The 23,838-nt window shown below is 41.7% G+C and carries 25 protein-coding genes; 21 read left to right on the top strand and 4 right to left on the bottom strand.

Annotated features, from left to right (window positions below):
- Nucleotides 1-3: 3 nt before the first annotated feature.
- Genes DWY07_RS10115 through DWY07_RS10105 form a run of 3 tightly spaced genes read right to left on the bottom strand, consistent with a single transcriptional unit; the run spans nucleotide 4 to nucleotide 1,997 of the window.
- On the bottom strand, nucleotides 4-903 hold the full coding sequence (locus DWY07_RS10115; protein WP_117822959.1) for a TlpA disulfide reductase family protein: 900 nt from the start codon (nucleotides 901-903) through the stop codon (nucleotides 4-6).
- Nucleotides 904-955: 52 nt separating this feature from the next.
- Nucleotides 956-1,861, bottom strand: coding sequence for a 4Fe-4S binding protein (locus DWY07_RS10110; RefSeq protein ID WP_117822957.1), 906 nt, complete (start codon nucleotides 1,859-1,861; stop codon nucleotides 956-958).
- The gene (locus DWY07_RS10105) at nucleotides 1,854-1,997 is read right to left on the bottom strand and encodes a CD1871A family CXXC motif-containing protein (protein ID WP_117785383.1); all 144 of its coding nucleotides are present in this window, start codon (nucleotides 1,995-1,997) and stop codon (nucleotides 1,854-1,856) included. The genes DWY07_RS10110 and DWY07_RS10105 overlap by 8 nt, the downstream gene beginning before the upstream one ends.
- Before the next feature lie 98 nt (nucleotides 1,998-2,095).
- Here DWY07_RS10105 and DWY07_RS10100 point away from each other — a divergent pair, with 98 nt between their 5' ends.
- The 11 genes from DWY07_RS10100 to DWY07_RS10050 all read left to right on the top strand — a co-directional run bounded on the left by DWY07_RS10100 (nucleotide 2,096) and on the right by DWY07_RS10050 (nucleotide 16,294).
- Nucleotides 2,096-2,776, top strand: a complete 681-nt coding sequence (locus DWY07_RS10100; RefSeq protein ID WP_117808733.1) for a response regulator transcription factor — start codon at nucleotides 2,096-2,098, stop codon at nucleotides 2,774-2,776.
- Nucleotides 2,773-3,921, top strand: a complete 1,149-nt coding sequence (locus DWY07_RS10095) for a HAMP domain-containing sensor histidine kinase (protein WP_117822955.1) — start codon at nucleotides 2,773-2,775, stop codon at nucleotides 3,919-3,921. Before DWY07_RS10100 ends, DWY07_RS10095 begins: the two co-directional genes overlap by 4 nt.
- A 146-nt stretch (nucleotides 3,922-4,067) precedes the next feature.
- Nucleotides 4,068-6,644, top strand: coding sequence for an ATP-dependent chaperone ClpB (clpB, locus tag DWY07_RS10090; RefSeq protein WP_117822953.1), 2,577 nt, complete (start codon nucleotides 4,068-4,070; stop codon nucleotides 6,642-6,644).
- 148 nt (nucleotides 6,645-6,792) lie between these two features.
- Complete coding sequence (locus tag DWY07_RS10085) at nucleotides 6,793-7,461, top strand: response regulator transcription factor (protein ID WP_021943577.1); 669 nt, start codon at nucleotides 6,793-6,795, stop codon at nucleotides 7,459-7,461.
- On the top strand, nucleotides 7,455-8,843 hold the full coding sequence (locus DWY07_RS10080) for a HAMP domain-containing sensor histidine kinase (protein WP_117822951.1): 1,389 nt from the start codon (nucleotides 7,455-7,457) through the stop codon (nucleotides 8,841-8,843). Before DWY07_RS10085 ends, DWY07_RS10080 begins: the two co-directional genes overlap by 7 nt.
- Before the next feature lie 125 nt (nucleotides 8,844-8,968).
- Nucleotides 8,969-10,390 (top strand): SLC13 family permease, encoded by a 1,422-nt coding sequence (locus tag DWY07_RS10075; protein ID WP_117822949.1) that lies wholly within the window; start codon nucleotides 8,969-8,971, stop codon nucleotides 10,388-10,390.
- A gap of 54 nt (nucleotides 10,391-10,444) precedes the next feature.
- Nucleotides 10,445-12,034 (top strand): MBOAT family O-acyltransferase, encoded by a 1,590-nt coding sequence (locus tag DWY07_RS10070; protein ID WP_117808727.1) that lies wholly within the window; start codon nucleotides 10,445-10,447, stop codon nucleotides 12,032-12,034.
- A gap of 17 nt (nucleotides 12,035-12,051) precedes the next feature.
- Nucleotides 12,052-13,158: a hypothetical protein gene (locus DWY07_RS10065; protein WP_117808726.1), complete on the top strand. Its 1,107-nt coding sequence runs from the start codon at nucleotides 12,052-12,054 to the stop codon at nucleotides 13,156-13,158.
- A gap of 10 nt (nucleotides 13,159-13,168) precedes the next feature.
- Nucleotides 13,169-14,644, top strand: coding sequence for a class I adenylate-forming enzyme family protein (locus DWY07_RS10060; protein WP_117822947.1), 1,476 nt, complete (start codon nucleotides 13,169-13,171; stop codon nucleotides 14,642-14,644).
- Between the two features lie 4 nt (nucleotides 14,645-14,648).
- A complete protein-coding gene (locus DWY07_RS10055) occupies nucleotides 14,649-14,870 on the top strand; it encodes a phosphopantetheine-binding protein (RefSeq protein WP_008401081.1) in 222 nt (73 codons plus the stop codon).
- A 257-nt stretch (nucleotides 14,871-15,127) separates the two neighbouring features.
- Nucleotides 15,128-16,294, top strand: coding sequence for a DUF3810 domain-containing protein (locus tag DWY07_RS10050; RefSeq protein WP_117822945.1), 1,167 nt, complete (start codon nucleotides 15,128-15,130; stop codon nucleotides 16,292-16,294).
- 282 nt (nucleotides 16,295-16,576) lie between these two features.
- Here DWY07_RS10050 and murI read toward each other — a convergent pair whose 3' ends face one another.
- Nucleotides 16,577-17,356 carry a glutamate racemase gene (gene murI / locus DWY07_RS10045; protein WP_117785297.1) on the bottom strand — a complete coding sequence of 260 codons (780 nt, stop codon included), beginning with the start codon at nucleotides 17,354-17,356 and terminating at the stop codon, nucleotides 16,577-16,579.
- Between the two features lie 391 nt (nucleotides 17,357-17,747).
- Between murI and DWY07_RS10040 the strand changes: the two genes are divergently transcribed.
- From DWY07_RS10040 to rplK, 10 genes are all read left to right on the top strand, one after another.
- Nucleotides 17,748-18,212, top strand: coding sequence for an HD domain-containing protein (locus DWY07_RS10040; RefSeq protein WP_117785384.1), 465 nt, complete (start codon nucleotides 17,748-17,750; stop codon nucleotides 18,210-18,212).
- A 201-nt stretch (nucleotides 18,213-18,413) separates the two neighbouring features.
- Entirely contained in the window at nucleotides 18,414-19,697 is a 1,284-nt protein-coding gene (locus DWY07_RS10035; protein ID WP_117785298.1) for an O-acetylhomoserine aminocarboxypropyltransferase/cysteine synthase family protein, read from the top strand.
- Between the two features lie 96 nt (nucleotides 19,698-19,793).
- Nucleotides 19,794-20,615 (top strand): zinc ribbon domain-containing protein, encoded by an 822-nt coding sequence (locus tag DWY07_RS10030; RefSeq protein WP_226801033.1) that lies wholly within the window; start codon nucleotides 19,794-19,796, stop codon nucleotides 20,613-20,615.
- 2 nt (nucleotides 20,616-20,617) lie between these two features.
- Nucleotides 20,618-21,436, top strand: coding sequence for an enhanced serine sensitivity protein SseB (locus DWY07_RS10025; RefSeq protein WP_117822941.1), 819 nt, complete (start codon nucleotides 20,618-20,620; stop codon nucleotides 21,434-21,436).
- Nucleotides 21,429-21,905 (top strand): small multi-drug export protein, encoded by a 477-nt coding sequence (locus DWY07_RS10020; protein WP_117808720.1) that lies wholly within the window; start codon nucleotides 21,429-21,431, stop codon nucleotides 21,903-21,905. The genes DWY07_RS10025 and DWY07_RS10020 overlap by 8 nt, the downstream gene beginning before the upstream one ends.
- A gap of 35 nt (nucleotides 21,906-21,940) precedes the next feature.
- Complete coding sequence (locus DWY07_RS10015; protein ID WP_078070213.1) at nucleotides 21,941-22,225, top strand: hypothetical protein; 285 nt, start codon at nucleotides 21,941-21,943, stop codon at nucleotides 22,223-22,225.
- A 175-nt stretch (nucleotides 22,226-22,400) separates the two neighbouring features.
- Nucleotides 22,401-22,550 (top strand): 50S ribosomal protein L33, encoded by a 150-nt coding sequence (gene rpmG, locus DWY07_RS10010; protein WP_008401093.1) that lies wholly within the window; start codon nucleotides 22,401-22,403, stop codon nucleotides 22,548-22,550.
- Between the two features lie 29 nt (nucleotides 22,551-22,579).
- Entirely contained in the window at nucleotides 22,580-22,783 is a 204-nt protein-coding gene (gene secE, locus DWY07_RS10005) for a preprotein translocase subunit SecE (RefSeq protein WP_008401094.1), read from the top strand.
- Nucleotides 22,784-22,805: 22 nt separating this feature from the next.
- Nucleotides 22,806-23,330: a transcription termination/antitermination protein NusG gene (nusG, locus tag DWY07_RS10000; protein WP_008401095.1), complete on the top strand. Its 525-nt coding sequence runs from the start codon at nucleotides 22,806-22,808 to the stop codon at nucleotides 23,328-23,330.
- Between the two features lie 57 nt (nucleotides 23,331-23,387).
- Entirely contained in the window at nucleotides 23,388-23,813 is a 426-nt protein-coding gene (rplK, locus tag DWY07_RS09995; RefSeq protein ID WP_008401096.1) for a 50S ribosomal protein L11, read from the top strand.
- Nucleotides 23,814-23,838 lie beyond the last annotated feature (25 nt).

Here is a 23,838-nt window from a genome sequence, read left to right as displayed (position 1 = left end):
ATTCTATTTATCAGCATCGATTACTGATTGGATCTGTTTCATAAGAGTGTCATAGTTATTCTGGTCATCGATACCGCCGAGCATAGGATCTCCGACGATATTACCATTCCTATCGACAAGTATGGTTGTAGGAAATGCCATGATGTCGGAGGCATATTTACCTATGTTTGAATCAGAGTCAATGGAAATATTGCGGTATTTGGCACCCTGACTGTCAAGAATGGCTGCGGCTTCCTTGATAGCATCTTCGTTTCCGTCAAAGGTCTCTGTGTTGATACCTACTACCTCGCCTCCCATCGATTTGATGGCATCGTTTAATTCATTAAGCTTGGATAATTCTGCGACACAAGGTTTGCAGCCAGTAAACCAGAAATTAACGACAGTTACTGCATTATTGGAAAACAGGCTTTCGTCAACAGAATTACCATCAAAATCCTTGCCGGAGAAACTTTTGAAAGGTGTGATTTCTTCGGAACTGTCGTTCTGGTCGGTGCTTTCTGATCCTGTATTATTATTTTCGATTTCGGATATCTGCTTTTCAATCTGTCTGATGGTTTCAATATCATCGTTAAGTGTTTTCAGTTCATCATCTGTAAAGGATTCCTTGTTTGATTCCACGGTGCCGGCCAGATAATCGGCATAATCTCCGCTTGGATCAGCGCTGCTTTTATTCATCATGCCAAATACCTTGTTCCATACATCCGCATGATCTGCAAAAATCTGGTTCTCCTGCTGATATAAATCATCCAGCTTCGTGTTGGAATTGTCCGCAGCTTCAGTGGTGGCTTCTGTCTGGGTTTTTTGTGAACTCTCAGTTGTGGCAGATCCTGATCCGCTACATGCCGTGAGAGATAATGCTGCACAGAGAGTGATAATAGATAGTAATGTTTTTTTTGTCTTCATAGATAATTGCTCCTTTAAATAATAATTTAGATAATATTAGTGTGGCTGATTGTTACACGTTGGTTTTGGAAGATTGCTTATGTCCCTTTTGGGAACATGGTCTTCCCATAAACTGATAGCAGATCGCGTCTTTTGGACAGGCCTTTATACATGCTCCGCATCGTATGCATTCCGGATGATTCGGAGTCTTACAGACATCGACGTCCATTTTGCATGCCTTTGAACACTTACCGCATCCGACACATTTGCTGCTTTCAACCTTGATATTCAGAAGGCTGACCTTGTTAAATAATGAATAGATTGCTCCAAGCGGACAAATCCATTTGCAGAAAGGCCTGTAGAACAAAATACTCAGTATAATAACCGTAATTAAAATAAGGCACTTAAAAGAAAAAAGCTTTCCGAGAGCAGACCGTATAGCGGTATTTCCAAGTGAAAGTGGTATAGCTCCCTCTAAAACACCCTGTGGGCAAATATACTTACAGAAGAACGGATCACCCATTCCTATGGAGTTCGTTACAAGCATCGGCAGAAGTATAACGAAAACGATCAGGATGATATATTTCAGGTATCTTAACGGTTTCAGCCTGGCTGTGGAAAACTTTTTTCCGGGAATTTTGTGAAGCAGATCCTGAAACCATCCAAATGGACACAAAAATCCACATATAAATCTTCCGAGAATCACACCGAGTAAAATGAAAAAACCGGTTATGTAGTAAGAAAATTTAAATTTGAATGAGCCGACAACTGCTTGGAATGCCCCGATCGGACACGCTCCGGTTGCAGCGGGACAGGAGTAACAGTTTAATCCCGGTACGCATATTGTTTTCGCTTTGCCCTGATAGATCTTGCCTTTAAATAAATTGGGGATGTGAATATTGGTAAGCAGCGTGGCAGCTGCCTGTATCCATCCGCGTATTCTGGCTGTTTTTTTTGATATTGATTTGTTCTTATCCAATTCCTACACACTCCAGACATAATTTTATTGCTTTGCTGAGCACGGCAGCCGCTTCACCTCTGACTACACCATAGCTGATCATTGCTATACCTGTGATGAGTAAAACGATCTGAGATATTTTCCTGTACTTCAAGATATTGCAGCTCCTTTCTTGATTGTGTTTGTTGACCAGCTGACTTAGGTATTATACAATAGCTGTTGTAAAATTTTTGTTAAGAAACAGGTGAAAGATTTTTGAGATTATTAATAGTTGAAGATGAGAAACAAATATGTGATATGGTTGCGAAAAGCCTGTATGGTGTTGGGTATGAAGTGGATACCTGTTATGATGGGGAAGAGGCTCTTGAATGTATCCTTACGGAGGATTATGATCTGATCGTTTTGGATCTGAATCTGCCCGGTATGGATGGAATGGAAATCTTAAGAGAACTCAGACGGGAAAATGAGGAGACAAAGGTTATTATATTATCTGCAAGAGGACAGATCGCGGATAAGGTTGAGGGACTGGATGCAGGTGCAAATGATTATATGGAAAAACCATTTCATATAAAGGAACTTGAAGCACGTATCAGAAGTCTGACAAGAAGAAAATTTGTGCAGAAGGATGTATGTCTGGAAAGCGGCGGGATAAGCTTTGATACGATAAAACGTGAGGCATATGCAAAAGGGGAAAAGGTTTCCCTTACAAGAAAAGAAAATGGTATTTTAGAATATCTGCTTCTCAATCTGGGAAGACCGGTAAGTCAGGAAGAATTGATGGAGCATGTCTGGGATGCATCCGTGGACAGCTTTAGTGGAGCAATCAGAGTACATATGTCCTCGCTTAGAAGAAAGCTTAAGGCAGTGCTTGGATATGATCCGATTTTGAACAAGGTGGGAGAAGGGTATAAAATACGAGAGGAGGCCGACAGATGAAAAGAATATCGCTACAGTGGAGACTTACATGTATAATTACATTATATATTGCGCTTATATGTGGATGTCTGACTATGCTTATTTATAAAAATGGTGTGTACTATATTGATTCTCTGCAAGAGACTGTTGATGCCAGGGGAGATGATAACGGAAGCTCTTCGGATGAAATATATATCAGCATTCCGGAGGATAACTGGGATGATTTTGCAAATGATTTTTCCGTTCAGGTGTACAATAACAAGGCAGACTACAAAAAAAACAGCCTGATAATTTCAGCCTTGCTGGCGCTTCTGGGTGGTGTGGCCACGTATTTTATCAGTGGACATGCCCTAAAGCCGATTGGTAAGTTTTCTGATAAGATTGAAGAGGTACAGGCACAAAATCTGGCAGATTCACGAATAGAAGAAAACAATGTTAAAGAACTGAACCAACTGAGTGTTTCGTATAACAAGATGCTTGAACGTCTCTCGGATGCATTTGATATACAGAGACAATTTACCGCAAATGCGGCACATGAGCTTCGAACCCCATTATCTTTAATGCAGATACAGCTTGATTCATATAATTCCAATCCGCATCCGGGCAATGATGCAGATACCGAGCAAACGATAAAGATGGTTACGGAACAGAATGACAGACTCGGTAAAATGGTAAAAACCCTTCTGGATATGAGCGAGCTTCAAACTGTGGGGAGAGACGATGTAATAATGGTCAATGCTCTTGTTGATGAAGTATTGGCGGATCTGGAACCGCTTGCACAGGAAAAAAATATAAAACTTATTGGAAAATGCACGGATATAAGGATGATCGGAAGTGATATCCTTATTTACAGGATGGTATACAATCTTGTTGAGAATGCTATAAAATATAATCATTCTGGGGGACGGGTTACAGTGACCGCATATCAAAAGGAAAAACATATTTACCTGTCAATAGAGGATACCGGAAATGGAATCCCGGAGGAACTCAGGCAGCGTGTGTTTGAACCGTTCTTTCGTGTGGATAAATCCAGAAGCCGGGAACTTGGTGGTGTCGGACTTGGACTTGCGCTTGTTCATGAAATCGTAAGTGCGCATGATGGGACAATTACAGTCCGGTCTAATCCATCCGGAGGTACGATTTTTGATGTGAGTTTTACCCAGTGATCATTCCTGAAATGTGTGTGAAAAAATAAAACAAAATAATTAGCACTCACCTATTGACAGTGCTAACAAAAAGTGTTATGTTAACTACTGTAATGAAAGTGTATCTTGAATTACAGTAGTTTTTATATGTCAGGAGGTAAATGATTATGGATATGGACAAATATACAAGAAAGTCGCTTGAAGTAATAGAAAAAGCGAAAGATAAAGCCCTGGAATATGATAATCAGGAGCTTGCACAGATTCATTTACTTGCAGGATTGCTTGAGATAGACGAAAGCCTTATTTCGAAGATTTTTGAAAAACTCGATATAGATGTAACAGCAGCGGTAAATAGGGTGGAAGATAAACTTGCATCACTGCCAAAGGTAAGTGGCGGAAATCTGTATGCCGGAAATAATTTTTCAAAGGCACTTATTCAGGCGGAAAAGGAAGCAAAGCAAATGGGAGACAGCTTTGTATCAGTTGAGCATCTGTTCCTTGGACTGATTGAAAAAGCCGATTCCGATGTGAAGCCATTGCTTAAAACATGGGCGATTGATCGGAACACATTTTTAAAGGCTCTGGCAGATATCAGAGGAAATAAAAAGGTAGACAGTGAGAATCCGGAAGATTCCTATGAAGCAATGGAGAAGTTCGGATATGATCTGGTGGAACGGGCAAGAGAGCAGAAGATTGATCCGGTTATCGGACGAGATGCTGAGATACGAAACGTGATCCGGATCCTTTCCCGTAAGACCAAGAATAACCCGGTTCTGATCGGTGAACCCGGTGTAGGTAAGACAGCGGTTGCAGAAGGTCTGGCACAGCGTATTGTCAGAGGTGATGTGCCGGAAGGCTTGAAGAATAAGAAGATATTCGCACTGGATATGGGTGCGCTGGTTGCCGGTGCCAAGTATCGTGGTGAATTTGAGGAACGTCTGAAGACGGTTCTGGATGAAGTAAAGAAATCAGAAGGTGAGATCATCCTCTTTATTGATGAGCTGCATACGATCGTTGGAGCCGGTAAGACAGATGGTGCAATGGATGCAGGCAATATGTTAAAGCCTATGCTTGCCCGTGGCGAACTGCATTGTATCGGTGCAACGACACTTGACGAATACAGACAGTACATTGAAAAGGATGCAGCACTGGAACGTCGTTTTCAGCCGGTACAGATCGATGAACCGACGGTAGAAGATACGATCTCCATTCTTCGTGGTATCAAGGAAAGATACGAGGTGTTCCATGGAGTTAAGATCTCGGATGGCGCATTGGTAAGTGCAGCGGTACTTTCCAATCGGTACATTACAGATCGTTTCCTTCCGGATAAAGCGATCGACCTTGTCGATGAAGCCTGTGCGATGATCAAGACGGAGCTGGATTCCATGCCGACCGAAGTCGATGAGATCACAAGAAAGATCATGCAGCTTGAGATCGAGGAAGCCGCACTGAAGAAAGAAGAAGACCACCTGAGTAAGCAGAGACTGGCGGATATACAGTCAGAGCTTGCAGAATTAAAGGATAAAGCAAATAACCTGAAAGCCAAATGGGAGAATGAAAAGGCAGGCGTTGAGAAGATCCGTAACCTGAAAGAGGAGATCGAGAAGATCAAGAATGATATTCAGGTTGCCCAGAGAAATTACGATCTGAACAAAGCAGCCGAATTGCAGTATGGCAAACTTCCGGCAGCTCAGAAAGAGCTGGAACTGGCAGAGCAGTCTGCATCGGAGAAAGAACGAAAGCTGGTACATGAGGTCGTATCAGAAGAAGAAATTTCGGAGATTGTATCCAAGTGGACCGGTATTCCGGTAGCCAAACTGACGGCGAGTGAAAAGAGTAAGACACTGAATCTTGCAGATGAACTTCATAAGAGGGTTGTCGGTCAGGATGAAGCTGTTGAATATGTCAGCGATGCGATTATCCGTTCCAAAGCAGGAATCAAGGATCCAAGCAAGCCGATCGGCTCATTCCTGTTCCTTGGACCAACCGGTGTAGGTAAGACAGAGCTTGCAAAGACACTGGCAGAAGCTTTATTTGATAATGAACAGAACATGGTTCGTATCGATATGAGTGAATATATGGAGAAATACAGTGTATCCAGACTGATCGGAGCGCCTCCTGGATATGTAGGCTACGATGAAGGCGGACAGCTTACCGAGGCAGTCCGTAGGAAACCATATTCGGTTGTCTTGTTCGACGAAGTAGAGAAGGCACACCCGGATGTATTCAATGTATTATTACAGGTATTGGATGATGGACGTATCACGGACTCACAGGGCAGAACGGTAGACTTTAAGAATACGATCATCATCATGACATCGAATATCGGTGGTGTGGATATCGCAGAAGGCGGTGGCGAGATCACGGATGAGATACGGGAGACAGTTATGAACAAACTGAAACAGCACTTCCGTCCGGAGTTCCTGAACCGTATCGATGAGACGATCATCTTCAAGTCATTAAGCAAAGAGAATATTGGCAGTATCGTTGATCTTATGGTCAAGGATCTGAACAAACGTCTGGCTGGACAGGAGATCACGATCAAGCTTACGGATGAGGCTAAGAGTGCGATCATCGATCAGGGCTATGATCCGGTCTATGGTGCAAGACCATTGAAGCGTTTTATTCAGAAGAATGTTGAGACACTGGTTGCCCGTATGATCCTTGCAGGTGAAGTATCCACCCAGTCAGCGATCATCATTGACTATGACGGTCAGAAATTGACAGCGAGAAATGAGAAGTAGTAATATAAACAGGTAGTAAATGCCTGGTGACAACTAAAATAAGCATGATAAAAGGGATTGGCATTGAAAATATTTTTCGGTGTCAGTCCCTTTAATCTTATTTTAATGATGGTATGCCATTGTATATTAAGATAGGGAGGTTGTGTCCATGCGCATTTTGGTTGTTGAAGATGAATTGGATCTGAATCATATAATATGTAATAAACTGACAAAAGAAGGATACAATGTAGATGCCTGTTTTGACGGGCAGGCAGCACTTGATTATCTGGAGACGGCAAGTTACGATGGAGCTATAATGGATATTATGATTCCGAAGAAAGATGGTATGTCGGTTTTAAAAACAATCCGGGCAGAAGGAATACAGGTTCCGGTGCTTTTTTTGACTGCAAAGTCCGAAACGCAGGATATTGTCAGGGGACTGGATGCAGGAGCCAGTGACTATATGACAAAACCGTTTGAGTTTTCGGAATTGCTCGCAAGGTTAAGGGTAATGCTTCGTACTGTACATATAAGTAATGACAGCATTTTGAATTATGGGTCATTACAGATTGATACAAATAATCACCGGGTTGTCCGGGATGGTGTGACTGTCGATCTTACAGTCCGGGAATATGCAATTCTGGAATATCTGGTGCGTAACAGGAACATTGTTGTCACAAGAGAGCAGATCCGTGCAAATATATGGAGCATTGATGATGATATCAATTCAAATGTAGTTGATGTATATATTCGATATCTTCGCAGAAAAATCGATGATCCTTTTGAAGAAAAACTGATACATACGATCCGGGGAGTAGGTTATAGACTGGAATGTTAAAAAGGAAAATCTCATTTATTAATTTTACTGTTATTGTTTGTGGACTTATCATTGCAGCAGGAACGATATGTCTTTTGTTGATGCAGAAGAATCTGATCAAAGAGGATACTAAATATCTGGCTTATACAGAACTGGCGCAGGAAGTGAAACGTGCAAAAAAAAATATAGGATTTGATGAGAATGAGAATCCGTATATAAAAAGCGATTTTTACGATCTGGAAGAGAAAGATACTTATAACGAAAATGTATATGTGTTTTTACAGTCAAGAGACGGAAGTTTTCTTGATGGCAGAATGCCGGATGATTCCAGAACCGGGCTTGATATCGGATTACAGAGTCTTACAAAAGTAACCTTTCAGGGAGAGCGTTATTACGTAGCAACCAGACGAGGAAAAAGGAAGAATGGAACGGAGGATGACAGTTTTTATCTGGTATGTGCTATGATGTCGGAACAGGCGGTGAAAGAAAATTATCGCGGACTGTGGCATCAGTCATATTTGGTGATAGGAGTTGTTGGCGTATTTTTTATTTTATTTGCCCTTTTATTAAGATATCTGATCGCTGTACCAATGAGACAGTTGAATGAATCGATAAAAAAGAGCGGGGAGAATCTGGATTTTACGGATAGTCTGGAATACAAAGGATGTTTTAAAGAACTTCAGATGTTAACAGATGCAAATAATCATTTGTACCAGAGAGTGCAGCAGGAGTTGGAACGTCAGGAAGAATTTAATGCGAATGTATCCCATGAACTTCGTACGCCTATTGCTGTTATGCATGCACAATGCCAGGTGTCGAGAGAGGTGGCAGAAAAGAAGCAGGATAAAGAAGCAATAAAAAGTATAGAGGTATTTGAGCGACAGACAAACCGTATGAAGAATCTGGTTGATCAATTGCTTCAAATGACTGCAATAGATAGAAAGGGGACAACATTCAGTATGGAAGATATTGATGTTCGGGATGTAATTGAATCTGCATGTGATGATATAGCATATATTGATACGAAACAGATTACATTTGAATATTCCTTTCAGCCGACGATCATACATGCAAATATGAATCTTATCTATATTGTTATAAATAACTTGCTTTCAAATGCTGTAAAGTATAGTAATGAAGGAACTAAAATCTATGTGTCCTGTGGAGAGAAAGACGGAAAGTCGTATATTCGTATTCAGGATGAAGGCTGTGGAATAGAGAAAGAAAATATATCCAAAATATTTGAAAGCTTTTATCGGGAAGAAAAAGATCGTAATGCGGAAGGTTTTGGTCTGGGACTTTCACAGGCAATGAAGATTGCTGAGTTATATGGGGGAGGGATTTATGTTGAAAGTACAAAGAATAAAGGAAGTATTTTCACATTTTTTATTCCAAAACCTTAAAAATAAATAGAAGAATGTCGAATTTTTAATAGAGCTTTAATATTGGATTTTTATAATCCGATATTAGGGTTCTTTTTTTATGTAGAAAGAACAATATATCGAGTAGGACTTGAGTGGAGGATTCTATGAGAAATTATAAACGATTGATTCATTTGTTACTTGGACCGGTTCTATTCCTGTTGGCATGCTTTCTTTTACCGCGTGCAGTCCTGCCGACATTTGCAGAACGGGCAGCAGTTGGAACGGTATTCTGGATGGCATACTGGTGGGTAACAGGTCCGGTAGATTATGCAGTAACGGCGTTTTTGCCGATTGCGATCAATGCAGTAGTTCCTATGGCGGAGATGAAGGCCATAATATCGAATTATGCGGACGAAACGATTCTGCTATTGCTTGGAGCTTCGATCATAACAGTATTATGGGAAAATACAGGACTGGACAAACGAATTGCAATCACGTTTCTGCGTCTGATCGGAAACAGTCTTAGAATGCAGCTTGTGTTCTGGTTTGCGTTGTCAATGGTATTATCTGCGGTGCTTCCGAATGCAGTAGTATGCGCAACGATCACGCCGATCGCAGTTTCTATGCTGAAATATATTGGAATGGATGACGTGAAAAACAGCAAGACGGCATCGAAGATCCTGCTGACGATCGCCTATGCGACAGGACTTGGTGGTCTGGCATCTCCACTTGGTGGTGCTATGAATCTGGTAACGGTGGAATATATCCAGCAGTTGACCGGAAAAGAATATATGTATTCCTCCTGGGTTATCCGGTTCCTTCCGGTTATGCTGATCCTAATGCTGATCAATGTAGTATTTATTCTTCGTGATGTAAAGAAGACAGATCTGTTAGGTGGTTCCAGTGAATATTTTGCGGAACAGTACCGGAAGCTTCCAAAGATGAGCTTTGAAGAAAAATCCGCACTTGTGCTGTTTGTAGTGGCAACAGGTCTGGCATTTACCAGACAGCTTTATCAGGATATATTGCCGGGATTAAAGCCTGCATATGTATTTATCATCTGTGCGATCATCGCCTTTCTTTTTACAAATAAAGAGGGAAAACGGATCATGGTCTGGAAACAGGTGCAGGGAAAGATCGTCTGGGATCTGATGTATATATTTGCCGGAGGTCTGGCACTTGGAAGCCTGATCAATGCAACAGGTGTTGCAAAAGCACTTGGAGAAGTGATTTCTTCCCTTGATATGAAGGGTGGTTTTGTAACGATCCTGATCATTCTGACTGCAACACTACTGTTGTCGGATGTGACCTCAAATACAGCTACGGCAGCGGTTGCGATTCCACTTGTGATCTCAATCACACAGGGATGTGGGCTGAATCCGATTCCGTATATATATGTAGCATCCATTGGTGTGAACCTGTCTTATATGCTGCCAACGTCGATCCGTGCGATTCCGGTGGGATATGGACTGGAACCAAAGTATATGTTCCGGGAAGGCTGGAAGATTTCCCTTATCATTATTCTTGTAATGTCGATAATTTGCACATTGTTATTAAAATACTGGAGCGCATTCAGTACGGTGTAAAAAAAGCCATACAGAAACAGGCGTGAAACAAAGAGAAAGAAATGGAGAGAAGGCATGTCTGTCGTATCATACATATTTATAGTATTCTTAGCATTTACAGTTTTAATATATTATATAGTACCAAAGAAAATCCAGTGGTGGGTGCTCCTTGCCGCAAGTGTGGTTTTCTATGCTTATAGTGGGATTGATGATCTGCTGATCGTAGTTGGAACTGCATTTCTGGTATATCCGTTGACAATGTTGATGGAGAAAAATCTGGAGGAACAGGACCGGCTGCTTCTGGATGCAGATAAGAGAGCTGCAAGAAAGATAAAAACAGCACAGAAAAAGAAACGAAAGAAATATCTGGTGCTGGCATTGCTGATCGTAATAGGTGCGCTTATTGTATTCAAGGTGACAGGATTTGCCATCGAGAACATCAAACGTTTTCTTCCATACGAAGCGATACAGCGGATTCCGGATTGGCATTTCCCTGCACCGCTTGGAGTTTCTTTTTATTCCTTTATGATGATCTCTTATCTGGTTGATGTCTATAACGGAAGGATCCATGCACAGAAGAATTTTCTGAAATATCTGTCGTATGTATTATATTTTCCACATATTACGCAGGGACCGATTGCGCGATATGAACTGGTTGCGCATCAACTATGGGAAAAGCATAAGTTTGATTATGATACGGTGATAAAAGGTACATGGTTGATTCTGTGGGGAGCACTTAAGAAAATGGTGATGGCAGACCGTATCAGTCCATTTGTGACAGAAGTATTTAAACATTCTGATCAGTATGAAGGTATGATCTTCTTTCTGGCGGCGGTTATGTATTCCATCCAGATTTACTGTGATTTCTCCGGATGCATGGATATCGTACGTGGTGCGTCGGAGTGCTTTGGCATTACGCTTGGAGAAAATTTCAGGCGGCCATATTTTTCCCAGACGTTGCCGGAGTTCTGGAGAAGATGGCATATTTCACTCGGAGCGTTCTTCAGAGAATATGTATTCTATCCGGTATCGACTTCAAAGATCCTGTTGAAATGGAATACCAAGGTGCGGAAATATCTGGGAAATGCCATAGGAACCGGATTTGCCTCTTGTGTACCAATCCTGTGCGTATGGATTCTGACCGGACTCTGGCATGGGGCAAAGTGGAATTATATCGGCTGGGGACTGTTTCACGGAATTCTGATCTGCTTATCGACATTATTTGAGCAGCCGGTTGCTAAATTAACAGAGAAACTGAATATACGGACAAACTGTATAAGCTGGAATATATTCCGGATGCTTCGGACATTTTTATTATGCGTGATCGGACGTATCATTTTTATGGGAAGTGGAATTCGTGCTTCCTTCCATATGATAGCTTCCTGTGTGGTTGACCGTGGTACATTTTATGACATTATAAATACATTTGCTTTGTCCCAGCGGGAATGGGGACTGATCCTGATTGGTTGTCTGATCCTGTTATGTGTATCAGTTGCACAGGAGATCCGGGAGCAGATGGGGATCAAAGAGGATATCAGAAGCTGGCTGCTACGTCAGAATCTCTGGCTGCGCTGGCTGGTTCTGATCGTTGGAATTTTATGTGTATTGACGTTTGGTGTATATGGTTCCGGCAGTCAGATCGCATTCATCTATGAACAGTTTTAAGGGTAGGAGAACAAAACATGAAAACAGGAAAGAAAAAGGTTTTGGCAATCATAAAAAAAGTAATTTCAATCCTACTGTTTTTTGTCATATTGTTATATTCTATATCGAAGGTCGGACAGTTTGCCAGACCGGATGAGAGTGACGCAGAGGCATGGGCAGAGTATTACGCGGAAGAAAAGGATACGGTCAATGTATTGATGATCGGATCCAGTGCGATATTCCGTTATTGGAATCCGCCACAGGCATATGAGGAACAGGATTTTACCTCGGCTATGCTGGCTAGCTCGATCCAGGATCTGAATATGGCACCATATATTATGGAAGAAGCGGTAAAAAGTCAGAACGTGGACGTGTTTGTTATCGAGGTCAGAACCATGATCGCCAGAAATACAAATGATGATCACAGCCAGGAAGAACGGGACTATTGGTTTGAACTGCTTATATCCGGCATGAATCCATCCATAACAAGGTTGCAGGCAATTCAGTCTATACATGGTGGAAGCTGTGTGAAGAAAGCAGAAATGATGTTTCAGATATTAAAATATCATAATAACCTGCTGGAATTTGACCGGGAATTTATGATCAATCGTCTGAACAATCCATCCAGTGATGATAAATTTGCAAGACCAAAATCAACGATCACGAATCTCAAAAACAAAAAACCGGATTATACAACGGATCAGAGCCTTGAACTGTCACAGGCGTCTAAGGATACTCTGGATGCAATCGAGAAAAAGGCAAAGGAACTGGGGAAAAAGGTGCTGTTTATAGCGACACCGTATGTACCGGATGAGAGTCAGATCCGGGAGCAGCTGGCTGTGGATGCCTATTGTGAGGAACAGGGCTATGACTGCCTGGATCTAAATCAGTATGTTGATGAGATGGATATTGATTTTAAAACGGATTTCTATAATCCAAAGCATACGAATATAGCAGGATCAAAAAAGGTGACAAGCTTTCTTGGGGCATATCTGAAGGAGAAGTATCAGTTGCAGGAAACTCTGACTGAGGATCAGAAGGTAAGCTGGGAAGATGCCTGTAAGGTATGGGATGAGGAAGACCGGAAATTTATGGAAAAATGGAAGAAAAATGTAAAAAAGATTACAAAGAAAAAGGAGAAATAACAGGATCGATATGGAAACCGTGCTTCATTATATAAAAAAATATGCAGAGACACAACCGGATACGCTGGCTGTCTGTGAGTTAAAAAAACATCTGACATATGCGGAGTATTGGACGGCAATCAGAAAGATGGCAAATGCCCTGCTTCAGAATGGTATAAAAAAGAATGCACATGTTATTTTACGATGCACACAGAATATTGAATATATGGTTTTGTTTTCAGCCTTGCAGTATATGCAGGCGCTTGTGATTCCTGTTGAGCGATCTACTTCACCGGAGCGTATGCAGGAAATCAGGGATAAGGTGGATGCAGAATGGCTGATCTCAAACAAAGAGTCAGATGGACTTCGCTGGTTATCCCCGAAGAAGCTGATGGAACAGATGGAGAATACAGAAGAACTGGATGTTCCGCTTCCAAATGCAGACTCACGTTCAATGCTGTTGTTCACAACGGGTACGACCGGCAGCTCAAAGGGTGTTGTCATGCATCATAAGAATGATGTGGCGATTGCTGGAAATGTTATGAAAGGAACGCAGATGAAACCGGGGAATGTGGAGATCATACCGATGCCACTCAATCATTCCTTTGGTATAAGACGGTATCAGTCGGATATGATTAATGGCGGAACTGTCTGTCTGATGAATGGTATGGCTATGATAGGCAATCTCTGGAAGATGCTTGAGCAGTACCATGCAACATCGATGGCAATTTCTCCGGCAACACTTGGAATGATCTTTCATTTGTCAGATGACAGGATTGCAGGATATGCCGATCAGATCGATTATATACAGGTGGGATCAGCCCCGCTTCCGGAAACGGACAAGGAAAAGCTGCTCCGGTATCTTCCACGTACAAGACTTTATAATTTTTATGGATCGTCGGAAGCTGGCTGCTCCTGTATTCTGGAATTCAGCCGTCAGAATAAGAATGGTTGTATCGGATATCCGACCGTCAATTCTCTAGTGCGGTTTATAGATGAAGAAGGGAATGTTATAGAGAATGGATCTGAGAAACAGCCTGCTTTACTGGCCTGGGGTGGTCCGATTGTTATGGAGGGCTATTACAATGATCCGGAGCTTACTGCGAAAACGGTAGTGGATGGATATGTTATGACAAATGATCTTGGCTATATGGATGAAGATGGCAGTATTATTCTGGTTGGACGGGCAGATGATGTTATCAACTATGGTGGAAGCAAGATCTCGCCGGCAGAGGTAGAGACTGTTGCAATCCGGTATCCGGGTGTGGCAGATTGTGCTTACAGTTCCGTTCAGGATCCGATCACCGGAGAATTGCCGGTTATGCTGATCGTGCAAGAGGATGGATTTGACGAAACTGCATTCCAGAGCTATATGCAGCAACAGGTTGAAAGCTATAAGTTACCGCAGAAGATATTCTATATCGAGAAAGTTCCGAAGACATTTAAAGGCTCGCTTCTTCGAAAAGAAATAAAAAAGATAGCAGAATCAAAGAATAAAGGAGAATAAAACTATGAATGATTTTATTGCAATGTTAAAGAAGATCAAACCGAATGTTGACTTTGAAAATGAAGATGCACTGGTAGATGATGGAATACTGGAATCTCTGGATATCATAACGATCATTGCAGAGATTGCAGATAAATACGATGTTATCATTCCAAGTGATGAGATCACATCTGATAATTTCAATTCCGCAGAAGCTTTGTACGAACTGGTAGAAGACCTGAAATGATTTTATCGTAAATATGTGCCGATAGTAAAAAGTATAGCAGGAAACAGAATGCCCTCAAAGAATGACAGGTCTGCCGTCAGACAGAGAAGATGTCAAACTATGAGGGCGTTTTTGTTATAAATCTGTGAAGTGTGTCGTAAAAAGCAGAGCGGGATGATATACTGAATGGATAGAAAAAAGAAAAGGATGTTGTATGTATGAGAATCTGACAGGCTGCATATCAGAAAAATACACTATCTGGCAGGAAGAATAAAATTATGAATGTAATAGAGGAAAAGAAGAAAAAAAGGCATATTCACAGAACCTTTCTTTTTACAGGGATAATTCTGGTTATAGTGATAAATGCAGCAGCGTGGGCTGCTCCGTGGATCAGTGGAAAGACGGGATGGGAAAACTGGTGCGACTGGTATGCGGAACATGTGAATCCGGTTATCGTTGCAGTATTTGCAAGATTTGGCAATCTGTTTTCCTTTTCAATCGGGGAGCTTATGATCGTTACGGCAATCCTGCTGATCCTTGCATTTCTGATCCTGAATATTCTGTTGATCTTTATAAGAAAGCATAAGGGATATCGGAGATTTTGCAGGATCTATGACCTTGTTATTGCATATATAACGGTTGCGATCTGTCTTATTATGACCGGAAACTGTACGATCTATTATCACTGTTCCTCGCTTCCTGTAAATGAGGAAACAGAGGAACGGCAGTATAAGGTAGAAGAATTGCAGGCACTTCGCAATTATATCGTAAAGCAGTGTAACGAATATAGCACTAAAGTAGAGCGGGATGAAAACGGATACATAACATATGATGGAGATATGCAGGAACAGGCGCGAAATGCTCTTCAGAAACTGTCCGGCCGGTATCCACGGTTGTCCGGTTACTATCCGGATGTCAAGCATATGATGTTTTCCGGGCTGATGAGCCAGAGTTATATGGCGGGGTATTATTTCCCGTTTTCGATGGAAGCAAACTGTAATGCAAATATGTATATCACAAATTATCCGGCAACCTATTGCCATGAGCTGGCGCATCTGCATGGGTATATCTATGAGGATGAGGCAAACTTTATATCTTATCTTGCCTGTATCGACAGCGAAGATCCATTCTTTATTTATTCCGGGTATCTGAGTGTATTGTCCTATGTAGATAATGCCTATTATGAGGCTATCGGGGAGGATGCAGAACAGTATCTGGCAAATGAGAGAATTTCCGAACAGGTGCTTTCCGACGACATCTTTCTGCTCCCGGAGACTTGGAAAAAGGTAGAGGATAAGGCCATTCTATCGACGGATACCGTCAATCAGGCATCCAATACCTTCACTGAAACAAGCCTGAACCTGAACGGTGTCTCAGACGGTTTCGCAGCTTATGACCGCGTGACCGGACTGTTATTACGATACTACGATGGAGACTTGTATTAAATGTGTATGCTCATAAAAATTCAGCAATCTCTAACAGGATCATAGAAAAAGATTAACAGGTATCCGGTTTTATATACCTTTATGTAACAGACCTTTTTTCACGTCGGTCCTTAGCGAACTGCTAAAGGCAGTGAGGTTAGTACCGTTACGTGAAAAATAGAGCGCGAGCGTTCTGTGAAATAAAGGGTATATAAGACCGGATACCTGTTAATCTTTTTGCGAAATAGAACGAGAGTGATTTGCGAAATGAATGATAGCCTCCAGCTTCTTCCGTACGGTACATTATAATGCCAGCAGCTTCCTGCAGAGGGCAACATGTGCGTTCCCATCGGTCGTACAACTGTTATAGATCTCGACTGTACCCTGTTCAGCAGATTCTGACTTTAAGCCTGCGGCGATCAGGCGGCGACGCAGTTCTACGGCAGTTCCGTGGCTCCCGACAAAAATCTTGATATCCGGACCGACAACGGTTCGAATCATTTTTTCCACAAACGGATAGTGCGTACAGCCAAGCACGATCGCATCGATTCCCTTTTCCAGATAAGGCGAGAGAATCTCCTGCAGATAATCATGAAGCTCCGGACTGTCCAGATCTCCGTTTTCCACAAAGCCAACCAGCTTTGGACATGGTACACGGTAGATTACGGATCGGTCTTCGTATGTATGCATAAGCGATAGAAACTTATCCTGTTTTAATGTCATAGGGGTAGCCATAACTGCGATCCGGTCATGTTCCTTCCAGAGAACGGCTGGTTTTAATGCCGGCTCAATGCCGATCACAGGGATGTCCGGATAGTCTGCACGAAGCATGGCAGCAGCAGCACTGGTTGCAGTATTGCATGCGATCACAATCGCTTTCGCGCCATGTTCAAGCAGGAATTCCACACAGTTCCGGCTTAGATGCTGAATGTCAGTGATCTGGCGTGTGCCATATGGAGCATTCGCGGAATCACCATAATATATATAATTTTCCTCCGGCATCAGTGAAACGATTTCTTTTAAAACACTGATACCGCCAATACCGGAATCAAATACGCCGATTGGACGGGAATTATCTTTCATTTGTAAAACCTCCTAAAAAAACCTGCACTTGAAAATTATACTACTATATGAAAAGAAAAGACAACCTATAAGTGAAAACAATACAAAACAATCTGCAGAAGACGATAAGACATAAATATTGGATAAACAGGGCGTACAGGAAAAAAGTTGCGTATTCTGTAGCAACCATATATAATCGGGGATGTGAGTACAGATAAAAACAAAAGAAAATAAGACAGAAATAGATCAGGTTAAATAAATATACTAAAACGGTCGGCAGACAGTCAGGAGGAAAGAAATGGAAACCGAGCAGAAACAGAGTACAGAAGCAGAGCAGAGTGAGAGATTGCAGCAGAATGTAGAAGATACGATTCCTGCAAGCCGGGAGCTGAAATCTCGGGTAAAAGAGAAGATGATCGAATATTATGCGGGAGATGCCAGACGGATCCATCATTTTCTGAAGGTTCATTCTTTTGCCAAGTTGATTGGGGAGATGGAAGGAGTCACAGGAGAAGAACTGGAGATCCTGGAAGTCGCTGCACTTGTGCATGATATAGGCATAAAGAACTCAGAAAAGAAATATGGATATAATACAGGAAAGACACAGGAAAAGGAAGGCCCGCCGGAAGCAGAAAAACTGCTTATTCCATTGACAGATGATGCCGCCTTTATTGAGCGGGTATGTTATCTGGTCGGACATCACCATACCTATTCCAATATTGACGGAATGGATTATCAGATACTGGTAGAGGCAGATTTCCTTGTGAACCTGTATGAGGATAAAGAGCATATCAAAGCAGTCCGGTCTGCTTATGAGAAGATCTTCCGGACACAGTCGGGAAGAAAGCTATGTAAGGAGATTTTTGCACTTTCGTAAAAATAAGGAAATCTTAACGGATTTTTAATTTTTGTAGGAGTACATGTGCTTGCAGGAACGGGATAAATTTTATATAATGAATTGATGTGCTAAATGGTACATGAAAAGACAGGTATTTATACTGGAAATAATAATGGATATGAATACAGAAACTTGGAATAGATCATAAAACACAGAAGATATAGTTATCAGGAGGATGTAATGAGTAAATACAAGATTAATACAACATGTGTACAGGGAGGTTATGAACCGGGAAACGGAGAACCACGTCAGGTTCCAATCTATCAGAGTACAACATTCAAATATGCAACAAGTGAAGATATGGGTAAATTATTCGATCTGGAGGCAGATGGATATTTTTATTCCAGACTTCAGAATCCGACAAATGATCTGGTCGCAAAGAAGATCTGTCAGTTAGAGGGCGGTGCAGCGGCGATGCTTACCGGTTCCGGTCAGTCAGCAAACTTCTATGCAGTATTTAATATTGCAAATTGTGGTGACCATGTTGTAGCATCAAATTCCATCTATGGTGGAACCTATAACTTATTTGCGGTAACGATGAAGAAGATGGGAATCGATTTCACATTTGTTGATCCGGACGCATCTGAAGATGAGATCCGTGCAGCGTTCCGTCCGAATACCAAGGCATTATTTGGTGAGATCATTGCAAATCCGGCTCTGACCGTATTAGATATTGAGAAGTTTGCAAAGGTAGCGCATGAGCAGGGAGTACCGCTTATTGTAGATAATACATTCCCGACTCCGATCAACTGTCGTCCGATCGAATGGGGAGCAGATATCGTAACTCATTCCACAACCAAATACATGGACGGACATGGAGCAGCTGTCGGTGGATGCATCGTAGATGCCGGAAAGTTCGACTGGATGAAATACGCAGACAAATTCCCGGGACTTACCACACCGGATGACAGTTATCATGGAATTACATATGCAGAGAAGTTCGGAAAAGAGGGCGCATTTATCACAAAGGCAACTGCACAGCTGATGCGTGATTTCGGTTCTGTACAGTCTCCGCAGAGTGCATTTATCCTGAATCTCGGACTGGAGAGTCTGCATGTCAGAGTAAAGCGTCATTGTGAGAATGCACTCGCAGTTGCAAAATATCTGGAACAGAATGATAAGGTTACTTATGTGAATTACTGCGGGCTGGAAAATGACAAATATCATGCACTTGCAGAAAAATATCTGCCAAACGGCTCCTGTGGCGTTGTAAGCTTCGGTGTAAAGGGTGGAAGAAAAGCAGCGGAAGAATTCATGAAGCACTTAAAACTCGGTTCGATTGAGACACATGTAGCGGATGCGAGAACCTGTTGTCTGCATCCGGCAAGTGCAACACACAGGCAGATGAATGATGAAGAACTGACAGCATGCGGTGTATATCCTGATCTTGTCCGTTATTCATGTGGACTGGAAGATGCGGAAGATCTGATCGCAGATCTGGAACAGGCATTTGCGCAGATCTAGGATCTGAACCGGTCTGAAATATAGAAAGAAGATAGCCACAGCAGAACTGTTATAGAAAATAGCAAAGGAAATATCCTGCTGTGGATGGAGGAAGAAATGAAGTTAAGAATTGCCAAGGGTTGTATTGTAATTATGCCCATGATCGGTACTCTGGGACTGTTTATATTTACATTTGTTGGAAAGATCATATACGGATGGGGACTGTTTGTTATCATGCTGCTGTTGTCTGGTATTATCAATCAGATGTTTTTCCGTTGCCCGCACTGTGGGAAGTCAATTCCTGCAAATGCGACACTGAATCAGAAATACTGTCCGTTGTGTGGAGCTGACCTTGGTCTTATTGATTCACCGTTCAGTTATTATTCGAAATGCAAAAAAAATAAGAATGGACAGTATCAGGCATACACTACAGTTGGGTATCTGGCATTTATTGTTGGTACAGCTATCGTATTATTTATTGTTGTAGCACTTCTGGGATTTGACAGTGTATTCAAGGGAACCGGAAGGATTTTGCTTCTGGCAGCAATTGCTCTGGGATTATTGATCGGTATGATGTGCAGATGCATTGTTGGATCAGCGGCAAAGCTGGATAAGGAATATCTGTATTGCTGCAAGATACCGGGAAGGTGGAAGCGTTATGCAATTGCAGATATCAGAGAGCAGGCGAATGAGCATAAACCATTTTATCATGTGGTAAGAGGGTATGTAATGATGACATCGCAGGGAGTTGTTGCAATTCCGGTAGCAACCTATAAAGGAGGAAGAGAATTCCTTAAGAAGCTGACAGAGTATATTGGGGAACCAATGGTCGATGTTATGCCGGAGATGGTAGCATCCAAGCGAAGCGAAGAAAGTAAGAAAGCAGAAGCTGCATATAAAGAATATAAGGATAGTTTAAAGGAGAAAGGTGCAAAATAAGCATGGAAAATGGCAATAAGATAAAGAATGAAGCGTTGTTAGAGGCGATTGAAATATTTAAAGCAGAGAACAATCAGCAGAATCTGAAGAATTTCATCGAGAAGCTGTTACAGGCGAGATTTATCCTGCCTGCAACACTGGATCCAAAACCGGTAAAAGATGATCAGGGAAGGATCATGGGAGATGGAAAATTCAGAGTAAATTTCCGTGTTATCACAGATAATACAGGAAAGAACTTCTTCCCATGTTTTACAAATGACGAAGAATTCGAGCATGCGATCAAGGAAGTAGAAGTTGAGAAGATGGCACTTACTTATAAAGAGGTTGCCCCACTGGTTCTGAATTCCAATGGCCAGATCCAGGGAATCGTGATCGATCCCTACACAGTTGGTATGCAGGTTCCGGATGCACTTATAAAGACAGTGGATGAGAGCAGAAAGAGTGTGCTTGAGGAGCATAAGAATACGAATATCAAGAAGCATACAATTCCGGCAAATACAAAGATCCGTTTAAGAAGTCCGAAATATATGCCGGTTGATATGTTGGATGAAGCAAAGAAATTCCTGGCTGAACGTCCAAATGTAAAGGCAGCTTATATCCAGATGATGGAAAAAGAAAATTCAGATGAAGAGTATCTGATCACAATTGATTTTGAAGGTGATGAAGAAGATTTATTTGATTCCCTTCTTCCAAAGATAAAACCGCTTGCGTTTGGTATTCCAATCGCACTTACAGGAACAGATAACGGACTTGGAAAAAAGGTTACAGAGAATACAGAGCCATTCTATAAAAAAGAAATTGTAGGAGATAATAATGTTTAAAAAATATCTGATCATGTTTCTGATATCTATGGTTCCGATCGTGGAACTGCGAGGTGCGATTCCATATGCAGCGGTATTCGGAATACCGACATTTCGTGCACTGATCATCTGTATGATCGGCAACATGCTTCCGGTTCCGGTGATCTACTGGTTCGCCAGACGGGTTCTGATGTGGGGAAAAGATAAGAAATATATAGGGAAATTTTTTACATGGTGTATTCAGAAGGGCGAAAAAGGCGGACAGAAGCTGCTTGAGAAAACAGGCGGCGGAGTCTATATCGCACTGATGTTGTTTGTCGGGGTTCCACTTCCGGGTACAGGAGCCTGGACGGGTACTCTGGCAGCCAGCTTCTTAGATCTTGACTGGAAGAAGAGTGCACTTGCCGTTATGGGTGGTGTTGTACTTGCAGGACTGATCGTGGGAGTTGTAAGCTACGGACTGCTTGGCGCGATTGCAGCATTATTCTGATATCATAAATATGGAATAATATTTTAATAAGAGATATGTCTGCAGGACGAGAGAAGCTGCAAAACTTGCAGGCGTATAAGGAGATAGATATGGTAAATCCGGCATCAATTTTTAAGATAAAATCCGCATGGGAGAAATTTGCATCCAATCATCCGAAGTTTCCGATGTTTTTACAGGCTGCGATGGCAAGCGGGATCAAAGAAGACTATATTATAGAAGTAAAGATCACGGATCCGGAGGGAAAGCAGATCTGTACAAATGTAAAACTGACAGAATCGGATATGGAATTATTCCATACCTTAAAGGATCTGAAGGGGTAAATACAGACAATCCAATAAATGCGGCATATTTCTTTATAAAATTAAAAAATAGAGAATATGTCTAAAAACAGAAAAAGATTTCTTGACTTGCACTGTATACTTGTGTTATTGTTAATCGTGCGATGAAAGAGGTCTTTTTTTTATGCCTTAAAATAAGTAATGGAGGTAGATGGAAGTGCGCGTTAAAATAACATTGGCATGTCAGGATTGTAAACAGCGTAATTACAATATGACAAAGGATAAGAAAACGCATCCAGACAGAATGGAAACAAAGAAGTACTGCAGATTCTGCAAGAAGCATACAGTACACAAGGAAACAAAATAGTTCCGGACCAGTGAAGGAGGATTGGTTTAATGGCAAAAAGTGAAGAAAAATCAACAGCTCTCAAGAAAAGCTGGACCCAGGAACTAAAGGGTGAATTCAAGAAAATCACATGGCTTGACAGAACAACCCTGTTTAAGCAGTCAGCCGTAGTAATCGTTTCAACGGTAATCCTCGGAGCTATTATTGCAGTCGTTGACTGGCTTATACAAATAGGCTTGAATTTCATAATATAATGAGTAAAGGTTGGTGAATTATATGGCAGATGCAGAAAGCGCAAAATGGTATGTAGTCCATACCTACTCAGGTTATGAAAATAAGGTTAAAGCTGATATTGAGAAAACAATTGAAAACAGAAAATTACAGGACCAGATATTAGAAGTATCTGTACCCGTAGAAGAATCCATTGAGGTTAAGAACGGTGTACAGAAAGCTGTTACCAGAAAACTGTTTCCCGGCTATGTCCTGCTCAATATGATTATGAACGATGCTACATGGTATGTAGTTCGTAATACAAGAGGTGTTACAGGATTCGTAGGACCGGGATCAAAACCGGTTCCGTTATCAGATGATGAGATGAAGTACCTTGGAATCAACAAGGAGACAATCGTGATCGATGCGGAAGTAGGCGATATGGTTGAGGTTACAGCAGGTGCCTGGGAAGGTACCGTGGGTAGTATTAAGGCAATTAACCCAAGTAAACAGACCATTACCATCGATGTAGAAATATTTGGCCGTGCAACATCTGTAGAGATTGCATTCGCTGATATCAAGAAATTGTAAGAGTGAGTGGAAGGGTATCCCCCGTTATTACCACAATATTTTTGGAGGTGCGCTAAGATGGCGAAGAAAGTAGAAGGATATATCAAATTACAGATTCCTGCAGGAAAGGCAACACCTGCACCACCTGTTGGACCGGCTCTTGGTCAGCATGGTGTTAATATCGTTGCATTTACAAAAGAATTCAATGCTAGAACTGCTAACGAAGGAGATATGATCATTCCTGTTGTTATTACAGTTTATCAGGATAAGAGCTTTAGCTTTATCACTAAGACTCCTCCTGCAGCACTTCTGATCAAGAAGGCTTGTAATATCAAATCCGGTTCAGCTAACTCAAAGAAGACAAAGGTTGCAACTATCTCAAAGGCTAAGGTTCAGGAAATTGCCGAACTTAAGATGAAAGATTTAAATGCTGCAAGCCTTGAAACTGCTATGAGCATGATCGCTGGAACAGCTCGTTCAATGGGCGTTACAGTTGAAGAGTAATTAAGAATAAAAACATTTTGGTGGG

Source organism: Clostridium sp. AF23-6LB (assembly GCF_003461085.1).
Lineage (GTDB): Bacteria > Bacillota > Clostridia > Lachnospirales > Lachnospiraceae > Coprococcus > Coprococcus ammoniilyticus.
Note: the sequence above shows the minus strand (reverse complement) of the source record. Positions and strands in the feature narration are given on the sequence as shown.